5 protein-coding genes, 1 tRNA gene, 1 rRNA gene and 1 pseudogene are annotated in these 13,470 nt (G+C 66.1%); 3 read left to right on the top strand and 5 right to left on the bottom strand.

Annotated features, from left to right (window positions below; genetic code table 11):
* Positions 1-4: 4 nt before the first annotated feature.
* From VD964_RS01210 to VD964_RS01200, 3 genes are all read left to right on the top strand, one after another.
* Positions 5-5,002, top strand: coding sequence for a hypothetical protein (locus VD964_RS01210; protein ID WP_324864699.1), 4,998 nt, complete (start codon positions 5-7; stop codon positions 5,000-5,002).
* Positions 5,003-5,153: 151 nt separating this feature from the next.
* Positions 5,154-7,940, top strand: coding sequence for an AAA family ATPase (locus VD964_RS01205; protein ID WP_324864697.1), 2,787 nt, complete (start codon positions 5,154-5,156; stop codon positions 7,938-7,940).
* A gap of 24 nt (positions 7,941-7,964) precedes the next feature.
* Positions 7,965-10,487, top strand: coding sequence for a hypothetical protein (locus VD964_RS01200; protein WP_324864695.1), 2,523 nt, complete (start codon positions 7,965-7,967; stop codon positions 10,485-10,487).
* 292 nt (positions 10,488-10,779) lie between these two features.
* On the opposite strand, the gene VD964_RS01195 is transcribed toward VD964_RS01200, so the two are convergent.
* The 5 genes and pseudogenes from VD964_RS01195 to rrf all read right to left on the bottom strand — a co-directional run.
* Positions 10,780-11,211, bottom strand: a complete 432-nt coding sequence (locus VD964_RS01195; RefSeq protein WP_324864693.1) for a hypothetical protein — start codon at positions 11,209-11,211, stop codon at positions 10,780-10,782.
* Positions 11,212-11,448: 237 nt separating this feature from the next.
* Positions 11,449-12,587, bottom strand: a pseudogene (locus VD964_RS01190) (IS3 family transposase).
* Between the two features lie 78 nt (positions 12,588-12,665).
* Positions 12,666-13,136: a hypothetical protein gene (locus tag VD964_RS01185; protein WP_324864691.1), complete on the bottom strand. Its 471-nt coding sequence runs from the start codon at positions 13,134-13,136 to the stop codon at positions 12,666-12,668.
* A gap of 91 nt (positions 13,137-13,227) precedes the next feature.
* Positions 13,228-13,304 (bottom strand) — tRNA-Met (locus VD964_RS01180).
* Positions 13,305-13,383: 79 nt separating this feature from the next.
* Positions 13,384-13,470 (bottom strand): 5S ribosomal RNA (gene rrf, locus VD964_RS01175); the annotation flags it as partial.

Below are 13,470 nucleotides of genomic sequence, written 5' to 3'. Positions count from 1 at the left end.
ACCGATGCCGGCCACCACCTTCCGCGTCGTCGCCAACCTCCTGCCGGTCGGCCCCCTCGTCGACCCGCGGACCGCGGACGCCGTGATCCTCGCCCTTCAGCTCGCCGGGTCGTACGACGCGGAGCCTGCCGATACCGCGTCCTTCGACGAGCTGGCGCCCGCGGCCTGCCCGTGGAACTTCATCGACGACGACGGGGAGCTGATGCTCGCCTTCAACGTCGCGGCCGACGGCAGCGTCGCGGAGCTGCGTCCAAAGCCCGTTCCGCTGCCGCTCGCCGACCGCGGGATCGCCGAACCGCTGGCGCTCCGCTTCGAGCAGCACTATTGCCGGGGCGAGGCGGCCGACCTTGCCGTGGATCTGGCCTATGTGGTGCCCCCAAGCACGCCGGTTCCCACCCCGGTGGAGAGCGAGCGCGAGGTCTACCGCTTGGCGGAGTTGCTGTTCTACCTGTCGACGCTGCCCGGCCAGGTGAGCAACAGCCTGCGGGCGACGCTCTACGTGAAGGTGGATCTCGCCACCCTGCGGCAGCAGGACTGGGATCTCGGCCCGCTGGTCCTGCTGCCCGATCTCGTCCGCCGGAAGGATGGGCAGGTGGTGGAGCGTGCCGAGCCGGTCCTGCCGACGCAGCCCCTGACCGCCGTCGCGACGGTTTTCCCCTATGCACCGCTTGCCGGCCTGGATGTGGTGGTCGAGACCCTGCCGTGCCGGCTCTTCTCCGTGCAGCCGCCGCCGATGAACGGCCTCGACGGCTTTTCCTTCGCCACCTACTGGCTGGACCGGCCGCATCTGCCGGAGGAGAGCTGGCTGGATGCGCTGGACCGCCGGCTGCGCACCGCGCTCGACACGGCGAGCGTGGTGACCAGCGTCAGCTTCACCCAGCCGGCGGGCGACGCCGACCCGGCCACCCTCGACGAAGCCTGGGGCACCGCGGCGCTGGCCAGCCTGCTCGTCGACACGGTGCCGCATCCCGTCACCCCCGAGGAAGGGCCGTTGTTGCAGGATCACGTGACCGGCGCCGCCGCCCGGCTGGCCAAGCTCCTCATCACCACGCAGACGCCGGCTGGGCAAGAGGGGGCCGGGCACACCGAATTCGATGATGCCTCCCCCACCCTGACCGCCGCCTTCAAGCAGCTCTATTGGGAACTGACGCTGGACGACTGGCACGACGCGCTGCTGCGCCACGCCGGCATGCCAACGTCCGGCGGCCCTTCGGCGGCAGGCACGGGCGCTGCGTCGGCACGGCGGCGGTCGCGGCTCGCCGTCGTCAAGCAGGTGCGTGGCGACGCCCGGCTCTACCAGGATCTGCCCTGGCTCTTGTGGCGCATGGCCCTTGCCCGCCCGGCCGCACGCACCGAAGACGCCACCGCGGACGCCGCCGTGACGGCACGGCGGCAGCTCCTGCTGCAGGCACTCGACAGCCTGCCGCAGGCGGCGGCGCGTGCGGCTGTAGCCTTCGGTGTTCCGCTGCCGGAACGTCGCCGCACCCTCCGCCAGCGCCAGCTGCTTTCGGCGATCGGCCAGAACGCGCAACCCTCCGCCGTTGCCCGTTCCGAAACCGTCCAGGCGGTGGTCGTACTGATTGACCGGCTTGGGGATGATCTGAGGCGGCGCGGCATGCCGCCGGGCGAGGACGGCATGATCCTGCCGGTGCTCGGCACACTGGCCCATGTCTACCTCGACCGCATCTGGCCGGCCCCGGAACCCGTTGCGGCCATGGCGGCGACCGCCGATCCGGTGACCGATCTCGACCGCCTGCCGCGCGGCATCCGCATCCTGCTCGGCGAGCCGCAAGCCGAGGAAACGTTGGACGCCGCGCCGGAAGAGGCGCTGCGGCAACTCGCGGGAGTCGGGTTGGCGGTGCGGCGGGGCCGCGCCGGACAAGCGGGAACGCACTGGGGCGAGTGGCGGATCGTCACCAGCGGATCCCTTTGGACGGCGGACGACGAGGCCGGCGGCAAGGTTCAGGCGACCCGTCTGGCCGGCCGGGTGGTGGTGCCGTACCGGCTGGCCCATATCGGCGGCGTGACGCGGCCGGAGATGGTGTACCGGGGCAGCCTTCTCGGCATCGACGATCCGCTGGCCGCCGCGGTCGCCACCTACCGCCTGAGCGAGGCCGGGCCAAGCGGGATTGGGGACGGTCACCTGACCGACGGGCATCAGCTCATCCACTATCGCGAGCCGGAACCGAAAGCCAGGGGGCTGTTCGACGCCATGCGGGCACCGGCGTTGCGCTATGGTGACGTCTACCAGCTCGCGGTGTTCGGCATCGGCAGCGCCGGCGGGCTCCCGCCCGAGATCGCCGACGCCGACACGCCCTTCGAACCCGCCCCGGCCACGGGGTGGAGTCCGCCGCCGTCCGCTGTGGCCGAGGACACCTACCGCCGAACGGTGGCGGTCGGGCCGATCAGCTTCAATCCAGAGACACCGGCGGACGCCGAATTCTGGCCGAAGCCGCCCGCCGGGGTCAGCCCCCGCCTGCACGAAATTCTCCGCGACACGCCGGCCGCAGGGGTCGGCGCGGCCGGCGACCGCCCGCCGCTCGCCTTCCTGACCCCTGGAACGGCCGAATACGACCAGAAACTCAAGAGCAGTTTCCGGTTCCACATCATGGCACCCGGCATCGATCCGCAGACGCTGCGGGAATGGTGCACGCCTCCGCTTCCCACCAATGCGGAGGAGCAGCGGACCGCCGCCGCTGCCGTGGAGCGGCTCGCCCAGGCGCTGATCCAACATTTCGACACCCTGAGCACGGTCGAGACGGCTCCGTCGGCCCCGTTGTGGCGCCTTGCCGGGGACAGCATCCCCCTGCTTGCCGAACCGGCGGTGGTGGCCATCGGCGTGCGCGCTTGGCTGTGGAACGAGAGTATGGGAGATTTCGTCGAGGAGGTGGCCGGCGCGCTGTTCCCGTTGACCTACAGACCGGGAAGCGCCGCTGACCTTCTCAGCTTCACCGCAAATCCGGTGCCGGCGGAGGTCCGTTGCGACCCGGACGCCATGGCGGCGCTGTCCGTCAGGATTGAGCAGGGCACCACGCTGTCGATCGTCGTGGCGCCGGGCCGCATCGCCCGCATCGAATGCCATGCATTGTTGCGTGCCGACGACATGCCGCGCTTCACGGACAAAGCGCGTCGCGCGCTCGGCGTCCTGGAGGACCCGGGCGAGGTGCTGCGTGGCTGGAGGGCGCAAGGCTACGCCGTGCTTCCCGGCTCCACCTTCGCGGTCGAAACAGCGCGGGTGGTGACTGTCGATGCGCACACCCTGTGGAAAGCACTCACGGTGGAGGAAAGAGGCGATTTCATCGAGCTGTCGGTGGCCCGCACCTACAAGAAAGGTCCGCTGTTCGGCCCCGACGCGGCCGAGACGCTGGCTCTTTTTTCCCGCTTCGAGATCGAGGTGGAACGCTGGGTCTGGCGCGGCCAGCCGGTGATCGTGCCGCCATTGATGGGCCGGACGATCGGCGGCACGTTCGGCGAACCGCCTACCGACGCCTACCGCCTGCGCGGCGACGGAAAGCCGATGCCACAGGAGGAGCGCGACAGCTCCCCCGACATCCTGCTGTGGGAGGCGGTCGCCGCCATCGGCGGACGTTTCCTCGGCCGGCCCACCATCGCGGGTCCCTGGCCGCACGGTGCGAACCGCGGTTCCGGTCCCGTCGTGCTGGCCTTGGATCCGCAGGAGAACTTCCGCGGCCGCTCCTACCGGCGCTACGCACTGCGCCTGGAATCGCGCTACAGCGGGGCGCTGAAGAACCCAGCGGCGGGGGTCAGCGGGATGGAGCGGGCGCTGGGGCTGGAGCGCTGGCGGCGCATCGTCACGTCGCACCGCGCCGGGCGGCCGCAGCCGCCGAAGATCCTCGCAATCCTGCCGCTCACCCGGGGATTCGAGGAGTTCCCGGCGAAGGCGCGCAAGAACCTTGCCGCCGCCGCGCCGCAGCTGGTCATCGTCGACGAGATCCCCTACCGCGAACATGGCATCGGCGACGCTCTGCTCGCAACCGTGACGGAAGACCGGGTGAACATGGTTCCCGGTGCGCCATCGTCCGGCGACGCGCCCTGGATGGTCGGTCCGGCGCCCGACTCCTACTGGTCGGCCGACAATGTGGGACCGCTCGACCCGAGCACGATCTTTGCCAGACAATCCGGCGCGCCGCCGGAGCTGCGAATCATGGGACCCTTCGGGCACACCTTCGACACGGCGGACGTCGATCCCGGGATAAACGCGGCGAGCTATGTCGTGCTGCCGCCGGACGGCATCGGGCCGCGATGGTTTGCCGCCGTCGCGTTTTCCCGCGCCGTGCGCACCTGCGTCGCCGACACGCAGAGCGGCGAGTTTCGATACGAGCCGGAAGTCGGTAAGATCAGCGAGCCGACCGCGCCGATGCAGCTGTTCTTCACCGGTGACGCCTTCGCGCTGGCGCCGGGCAATACAGGAGGATCCGGCAGCCTGGCCCCGCCCCGGCTGACGGTGGCGAAACGGCGCATCGACTACGACCCGGCGGCATTCTTTGTCCTCCACCCGACCGCCAGCGCCGAGGGTCTGGCCCGGATTCCCGCCGGGAAGGACCCGGCGGCCGCAACGCACCGCTATTTCCTGCTGCTGACCCAGGTGGTCGCCGACCAAACCGGCGAACCCTTCGACGCTCGTGTCAGCATCGAAGGAAAGCCGGAACGGGCCTTGGCGATTTTCCGCGTCGACCCGGCCACCCATGGAGCCGAGACGGTCGATCCGATCGACGGTCTCGATGCGCTGACGCCCCTGCGCGGACGGTTGCTGGAGGTGGAGTTGAACGGCCGCTACACCATAAAGGCCCATGCCGTGGAAAACCCCTTGCTCCAGGCCCAGCCGCCGGGAATGCGGGAGTTCTGGCGGGCGCTTTTCCCCGGTGGCGACCAGGACAAGAAGGGCCAGTTGCTGGAGGCCAAGCAACTCACGCTCCCGGACGCGCACGGCACCGTGCGCAGGGTGTCGGCCTTTTTCCCGATTGTAACCAAAGCTCCCTGACGAGTCCCGCAACTGCATGCCAAGATATTCAGATAAAAGCTGTGGGCAGCGTAGACCAATCACTTTTTCGAGTTGTGTTCTTTGGTATAGAGTGCGCCCGGTTTTGTAAGGCCGGCATTGAATGCACGCGCCCGCTCAGGAAGGCAACGCCATGGTTCTCATCGATCTGACTGCGCGGCTGGATGTCCGCAAGCTGGACAACAAATCGGAACTGATTCAGCAGCAGGCTCTCGACCGTTTGGCGGGAGTGATCATCAAGCGGCTAGCCGATCCGGCGCTTGCGGCGTCCAGGCCGCCCGACCCGGAGGACATGGACGCGGACGGCAGCAACATCCTGTTCGACCGCCGCCAGGACACGATCGTCATCCATGGCAGCCGCGGCAGCGGCAAGACCACCTTCGTCCGCAACGCCTTCCGCCTGTTCCGGAAGGACGACGCTTACCGCGCGGAGATCGGCGCCAAGGTGGCGATGCTCGGCGTCGTCGATCCGACGCTGATCGAGAACAAGGAAAACACATTCGTCGTCATCCTGAACAAGATCAAAAGGGCGGTGGAGCGGCACCGCAACGTGGTCGGGGACCGGTCACCCGGCGACGACTCTTTCAACGAGTGGCAGAAGAAGCTGCGCTGTCTGGCCCAGGGGCTGGCACTGCTCGACGGGATCGGGCCGGACCGGGCTCTCGGCGACTCCTGGGACGACGTCCAGTACGTGCTGCGCAAGGGGCTGGACAAGGCCGACGCCGGGTCGGAGCTGGAAACGCGCTTCCACGATTTCGTCAAGAGCAGCCTGGACTATATCGGGAAGCAGGCCTTCCTGCTGGCGCTGGACGACATCGACACCGATTTCAAGCGCGGCTGGCCGGTGCTGGAGGTGCTGCGCCGCTACCTGACCTCGCCGCGCTTCATCGTCGTCCTATCGGGCGACATCGATCTTTATTCGCTCCTGGTCCGCGGCAAGCAGTGGGACCAGTTCTCCGAACGGCAGTTGAACCACGACAAGACGCAGGAACCGGGCCTGCGCGAGATGGTCAACCACCTGCAGACGCAATACATGCTCAAGGTTCTGCCGCCGCGCAACCGCATCCCGCTGCTGCCGCTCAGCGGCATGGAAGATGACATTCGTCTCCGGGTTCCCACGAGCACCGACGCGTCCTCCGGCGCCGCCGCGGAGATGACGCTCAAGGCTTGCCTGGAGGTCATGTTCCAAAAGCGGCTCGGGTTGAGCGCCTATGCGCTTGGGAACACGATTGCGATGATTCTGCGGCTGCCGGTGCGGACCGTCGTTCACCTGCTGTCCCTGTACCCGATCGCCGACAAGGATCGCCCCTGGGCGGAGCTGGCGAATGGGCTTCCCCCGATCTTTCTTGACACGCTTTTGCGGTACAACACGTCGATCGACGAGTTGTACCAGTCCGGCGGCAACCGGGCGGTCGGCTATGTGGCGAAATTCCTCACCAAAAACCGGCTGTGGGAAATCGCCCAGGATATGCTGCCCGAGCACACCGAGGACGAGCTCAACACGGCGCTGTTGGCGATCGGGACATGGCTGCGCGGGCAGTGCCTGGACCATCCGGAACTGGGCCTCGAATACATGCTCCGGATTTGCTTCGCGCACGAAATTCTCACCAACAATTTGCTGACGGCAAAGGCGTCCGGTCGGGACACCGCCGACGGGACCGTGCCGGTCGAGGACTTCATCCGCTTCACGGAACTGGAGCGCCACGGATCCAGCCTTGAGGTCGTCCGGCTGTTCGTTGCCGTGATCAATGGCGACAGCAAGGCGGGTTTGCGGCTCGGCACCGTGCAGACCTTGCGCCGCGGCAGCCGGTCGAGCCGACAGACTCTTGCCGCTCTGTACGGCCCAGACGTCGTCAACATCAGCAGAGCTTTATCTGATGCGAGCGGCTTGGCGGAGCGATATCATACCGAAGTATTTAACAGCTGCACGTTATTAGATCTTAACCTTGACACTACTCCACAGAACATCTGGTACAACACCATTGATAGCTTGCAAACGCGCCTGACCTCAGAAACCATGCGCGCCCTCGTCGGCCTGCCGACCTGCCGGGTCCAGAAGAACGGCGAACGGCCGACCTACGTGTCCGTGCATGGCATCATCTCCGCTGTTGCGGAACTGATCCGCCGTGCCGCGAACGGCAACAACGACGGGATCGTCCGCGTCCTGCGCGATTCGGTCAACATCCGCGCCTGCCCCGTTCCGCCCTGGATGTCGAAGAACGCCTCCGCCGCAGCCGAACTTGAGCAGCAGGACGATTCGGAATCGTCGAGCGAAGAGGAGGAGGTTGGCGACATCAGCGCCAGCGTCCTGACACGGACCATTTCGGCCTGGGTAAGCGACGCCAAAAAAGTTGCACCGCCACCACCTTACGTGCTCGCACGCATCTGGGCCCGGTTTCATGTCACCCTCGCCGCGATCGACGACGTGCTGCCGCGACGGGAGCGGTTCCTCGGCAACATCCTGCATCGGCAGATCGTTGCTTTCTTCAACGCCCTGTTGGTCGAGGAAATGATCTATCTGGGCGTGGACGGCATCAACCTCCGAAACCCGGTCACCAGCGACCGCGTGTTTGAGTACAACCTGGAGCGTTTCAAGACGATCAAAGGCGTGCAGCAGCCAAAATTCTTCTGGGCGATCTACCGCTGCCCGCTGTGGTCGGCCTATCTGAAGCTGACAGACGGGAACACCATCGGGCATGACCAGAAGGACGCAGCATTCGGCAATAAGGAAGGCGGTTTGCAAGCGGACTATGAACTCCGCATCCCCAACCATGACCGATTGAGTTTCGCGTTCGACAACCTCCACGACCTCCTCAACTCGGTGCCGGTGGTCGGCGGAGGGTTCCGGGTCGAAGAGGAACGGCCGGAGGAGCCTGCCAAGACGCGCACGGAGAGAGCGTCCCGCGGCAATAAGTCTTGATCAAAACCGGAATACGCACCTTCCATGGAAACCCGTGTCATCCGCCAGCTGTTCAAGGACAGCGCGACGCTGCAGGACTATCTGGGCGGCAACACCCCTTCGGTGGCCGCGATCAAACGGCGCGCGCTCGTGCTGGAGCGGGCGATCGACTATGAGATCCCCGACCATGTCTACCGCAACTGGCGTGACGGCTTGATCGGCGATGTGGACGAGCTGTGGGGCGTGCTGCATGCGGTGCTGGACACCTATGCGAAGCGGTACCTCCGGTTCTGGCGGGACCAGACCTTCGCCGACTTCGACTGTTTCGGCGATTGGCAGAACGAACTGGCGCGCCTGTCGCCGCTGCCCATCATCGCGTTCGGCCTCTACCGGGAATTCGGTGCGCCCGAGCCACGGATCGATCGCGTCGAGGAGTACGCCCGCCGCCACCTGACCCAGTTCGCCCATACGGCCCTCATCACCCCTATGAGCCAGCCGGTGGACGACCTCATCGCGCGCAAAGGCCTCTACGACACCCATCTCCACCTGAACGGCAGCACTGAGGTGGACAAGATTTGGCAGGATGCGCTGTCCAACATCGACATCTTCGTCAGCCATCTCACCTCGGCGCTGGGCGATGGGGAGGCGGCCCCCAACACGCCGGCCGAAATGGTGCAGGAGCTGTACGAGCAGCTGGGCATCCGCCATGGCGCGGCCGATGTGGCGAACCAGTTGCACGCCGCGCGCCGGTTGCGCCTGACGATCGCGCAGCGGCTGTTCGAGGAGCCGTGGCAGCCATGTCAGGTTTCCCTGACCGGCCTCCTTATTCCCTTGGGTGGCCAGCGTCCGGAGGAAGAGTCCGACACCGACCTCCATCCGGTGGAGGACCGCTTCGGTCCCAACGTGGTCCGCGGACGGCTGGCGCAGGAGATCCTGTTCCTGGTGCTGGCCTACCGCCGCCTCGACCGGTTCAAGGAGGAGTGGCTGGCCCGCGCGCTGCACGTCTACCTCCTCGTCCTGAACACCACCTTCGTGCCGTTGTGCGTCCAGCAGGCGGAGCAGTTCGGCTTCGAGCAGTTCCAGAAATTCACCTTCAACGGTGTCCGCTGGCTGTCGGAGGTCGACTACACGGCGCGCTTCCATCAGCTGGCCCGCAACGTGCCGTCCGATCTGGCCTTCGTCGAGGCCCGTTTTGCGCCCCCGGCAGACGGGCCGGCGCTGCACCGGACGCTGCGCAACATCCTCGGCGGCTATGTTCAATACCTGCGGGAGACCGGCGTCCGGGACATCCCCGAAGGCCCGATCGATCTTTCCGACCATGAGGCGCTGAACCCGGCGCGCATGGCCTTGCGGCTCACCGTGCATTTCATCAAGGACAACGAACTGGCCCAAGCCCGTCAGGACTCCGGCTGCCGCTTCGGTCGGCTGCGGTCGGCCATAGCGGCGCGCTGGCGCCATCTGCGGACGGCGGTCGACTCCTTGCCACGGGTACGGCATTACCTGACGGGCATGGATGCGGCGGCGAACGAGCTGCACACCCCGCCGGAGGTTTTCGCGCCGGTCTACCGTGCGGCACGCCGGGCCGGGTTCGTCCACTTCACCTACCATGTGGGCGAGGACTTCGAGCACCTGATCAGCGGCATCCGCGCAGTATACGAAGCGGTGACTTTCCTTAACTTGCGCGAGGGCAACCGGATCGGCCACGGCACCGCGGTGGGTATCGCGCCGGAACTATGGTGCAGCCGGGTTCCGTCCCAGCTTCGCCAGCGCCGCGGCGACCGTCTGGACGATCTGGTGTTCGCCCGCAGCCTGCTCCTGAAAGAGCCGGGCGCGGTCTGCCTCATCACCAGCTTGGAAGACGAGATCCAGAAGCTGTCCCGCGCCATCTACGGCCAGGAATTGGATTGCCATCTGCTGTGGACCGCTTGGCAGCTCCGTCATCTCGACCCGCTTCGCCTGGAGGATCCCAGCGCCGCGTGGTGGGACCATCCAGACGCGGGGAGCCCCAACCGGACCGCACATGGTCGACCGGCCCCGCCCTCGGCATTCACCGCTCCCGCCGAGCGTCATCCGCTGTGGTGGAGCCCGGTCGAAGACGAAAGCCAGGAATGGCAACTCCTGCTGAAGGCGGCGCAGGAGACGCCGGCCGCCTTCGCCCTGTTCCGGCGTTACCACGATCCCGACGTCATCGAACGCAGCCGCATCTATGAACAGGTGAGCCGCGATTGCCTGGATGCACGGCTGCTGCGTTGGCTGCAGGAGTATGTCCTCACGCTCATCGTCGAGCGGCGGGTGGTGATAGAGACGCTGCCGACGAGCAATGTGCGCATTTCCTTCTACAAGGATTTTTCCGAGCACCATGTGCTCCGCTGGCTCGGGCTGAAGTCGAACGGACAACAGCCGCCGGTTAGCGTGGGCACCGACGATCCGGGTATCTTCGCCAGTACCTTGCGCGGCGAGTTCATGCATCTTTACCGGGAGGTGCGGAAGCTCACCACCTCCGACCGCGAAGCGATGGCACGGCTGGAGCATCTGAACGAAACCGGTCGTATCTATCGGTTCAGTTAAGCCGCTGGAGAGTGTCAGGAATGTGGACCGCTTTCAAATCGGAACGATGGACCGGCTTCATGTCGGAATCCCCGGCCGCTTTCATCGGAACCCACAATGTACCTGAGCGGGCCAAGCCTGTCCGCGGCGAAGGTCGGTAGTTTCAAAGGGCTGGGTGCGCCAACCGTCACCATCCTCCCTTGCAGGGTTCCGGGTCATGCTGGCGGTGGTGCTTGTTGAACCGGTGATCTCACCGGTCCGGCGGCACGGGCAGTAACCAATCTGTCCGTACCGCCCTTCCCGATATACTGTGCTACTTCGTCTCAACGAGCCCGGCGAGAGGGAGCCGCTGCTGCTGTTCCGGCTCGTCCGGCGCGCGGGCACCATCCGGCTGCGTCACGTTCGCCACACCCGTCCGGGTGGCGGCCATCGGGGTAACAGGGGCTGCCGCCCGGCTCTTCGGTTTGATGGCCGTCTTCGTCCGGGCTTTCTTCGTGCCCTTGGTCTTGTCGTCCTCGCCGAGATAGTCGCCGAGTGCCGAGGCCGAGATCGCGAAGTCATTGGCGCTCAGCCACTCGGCCAAGCCCCGGAGCGTGGATCCCTGTCGCTGCTTCTCGAGCAGGTCGTCCTTCAGCGCTTTGACCGCCTGCTTGGTGGACAGCTTGCGCTCCGGCGCAGGTGCCTCCTTCAGCTTGCGGCTCAGTTCGTCGATCTGGGTCTGGCAGTACGTGCGCGTCTTGGGCATGACCGTGCCCTCCTCTTCGCTCGCATCCTCGCTCCTCAGAGGATGTTCACCAACCAGTGTACCCCGCCAACCGGTGCGGGAGGAAATCGGACATGAAAATTCCGCCGCCCTGTTGCGCGGACAATTCGATTCTTCCAGGTCCCGATTAGCAGCGGCCCGGAGGTCCGCTCGGGGACTGAGCTGGTCCCCGTTTCCGGGACAGATTTGCGGCTGAAATAAGCTTGGCTCTGGTTCCTGTTATGCCGCCAATCTGATCTGGTTCGGTGTGCCGTCGTAGGCCTCTGCCAGGGTTCTGCCGTCGAGCGCGGAGTGTGGGCGGTCGGCGTTGTAGTAATTGATCCAGCGGCCGATCCCGGCTCTGGCCTCGCTGCCGGTCTCGAAGGCGTGGAGATAGACGCACTCGTACTTCATCGATCGCCACAGCCGTTCGATGAAGACGTTGTCCATCCACCGGCCGCGCCCGTCCATCGATACCCAGATGCCGGCCGCGGTCAAGAGGCCGGTGAAGCGCGGGCTGGTGAACTGGCTGCCCTGATCGGTGTTGAAGATGTCCGGCCGGCCGTGCCGCGCCATCGCCTCATCAACGGCCTCGATGCAGAACTCGACGTCCATGGTGTTCGACAGCCGCCAGCTCAAGACCTTGCGCGTCGCCCAGTCCATCACCGCTACCAGATACAGGAAGCCCCGACGCATCGGAATGTAGGTGATGTCAGCGCACCAGACCTGGTTGGGTCGGTCGATGGTCATGTCACGCAGCAAGTACGGCCAGATCTTGTGCTCGGGATGCGGCACGGTCGTCTTCGGGCGCTGGTAGACCGCCTGCAACCCCATCCGCGCCATCAGGCGGCGAACCCGCTTGCGGTTGACCTTATGGCCGTGCCGGCGCAGATGCCGGGTCATCTGCCGGCTACCCTACCAGGGCTTTTCCAGGAACTGTCCGTCGATCAGCCGCATCAAGTACAGGTTCACGGCCGGTTCGCCCTTGGCCGGCCCGTAGTAGCTGGACCGGCTGATGGAAACCAGCTCGCACTGTCGAGTGATCGACAACTGCGGATGCTCCGGCTCGATCAGTTCCCGCCTCCGGCCGACACTCATCGACCGGAGGCCTTGCGCAAAAAATCGCGCTCCACCACCAACTGGCCGATCATCGCGTGGAGCTTTTCCACCTCCCCCTGATGGCTGGTTTCGGCGGCTTCCGCCTTGCCGGAGAACACACCAGCCATCCCATCCATCGCCTGCTTCTTCCAAGCGTTGATCAGCGTCTGATGCACGCCGTGCTTGGCCACCAGTTGCGACACCGTCAACTCGCCCCGGATCGCCTCCAGCGCCACCTTCGCCTTGAACTCCGCAGAATACCGCTTCCGTTTCCCCGTCATCAAGTCCGTCCTTCCTCGTGGCGAACCAAGCTTATCTGACTGTCCCGGAAACGGGGACCAGCTCACAGTTGTCGATACCTACACGGACGCGGCGATCAGCGGCGCCTGAAGGAGCGCCTGCTCGGCGCCGACGTGGTCGCCGCCTTTATCGAGGAGATGGTCGTGGCGCAACGGCGTGATCAGGCCGAGGCCCGGAACCGGCGCGGCGACCAGGAGCGCGCCCTCGCGGGCATCGACCGGAAGATCGCGTCGATCCTGGAGGCGGTGGAGAACGGGATGTACAGCCCGGCCCTGAAGGAGCGGCTGTCCGCCCTGGAGGCCGAGCGCGCCACGCTCGCCGCCGAGATCGGCGCCCTGGGGACGGAGGCGCCGGAGATGCTGCTGCCGGCCAACCTGCCGGAGCTGTACAGGCGGAAGATCGCTGAGCTCGAGTCCGTGCTCGGCGACGGCGACGAGGGGATGGTCGCGATGGAGATGATCAGGTCCATGGTCGACCGCGTCGTGCTGTCCCCCTGCCCCTCGGGCGCCGGGCTGGAGGCCCAGCTTCATGGCGACCTGCTGGCGATCCTGGAGGCGTGCGCCGAAGCGGACCCGAAACGCCGACAGCCCGCCTCGTTGGAGGCGGGCTGTCAACTGTCGGTGGTTGCGGGGGCAGGATTTGAACCTGCGGCCTTCAGGTTATGAGCCTGACGAGCTACCGGGCTGCTCCACCCCGCGGATGTCTCGGTATGGGGTGATGGATTTCGTGAGGATGCCAGCGTTTATGCTTTGGTTTGACGTCTCTTGAGCCTGAGTGACCTGGCGGCGACCTACTCTCCCACGTCTTAAGACGCAGTACCATTGGCGCGGAGGCTTTTCACGGCCGAGTTCGGGATGGGATCGG

Source organism: Azospirillum sp., from assembly GCF_035628975.1.
GTDB lineage: Bacteria > Pseudomonadota > Alphaproteobacteria > Azospirillales > Azospirillaceae > Azospirillum.
Note: the sequence above shows the minus strand (reverse complement) of the source record. Positions and strands in the feature narration are given on the sequence as shown.

What these genes read in the sequence shown, in the direction of transcription:
- VD964_RS01205 (WP_324864697.1), top strand. Translation starts at nt 5,154, where the DNA reads ATGGTTCTCATCGATCTGACTGCGCGGCTGGATGTCCGCAAGCTGGAC.
- VD964_RS01195 (WP_324864693.1), bottom strand. Translation starts at nt 11,211, where the DNA reads ATGCCCAAGACGCGCACGTACTGCCAGACCCAGATCGACGAACTGAGC.
- VD964_RS01185 (WP_324864691.1), bottom strand. Translation starts at nt 13,136, where the DNA reads ATGAAGCTGGGCCTCCAGCCCGGCGCCCGAGGGGCAGGGGGACAGCAC.
- VD964_RS01210 (WP_324864699.1), top strand. Translation starts at nt 5, where the DNA reads ATGCCGGCCACCACCTTCCGCGTCGTCGCCAACCTCCTGCCGGTCGGC.
- VD964_RS01200 (WP_324864695.1), top strand. Translation starts at nt 7,965, where the DNA reads ATGGAAACCCGTGTCATCCGCCAGCTGTTCAAGGACAGCGCGACGCTG.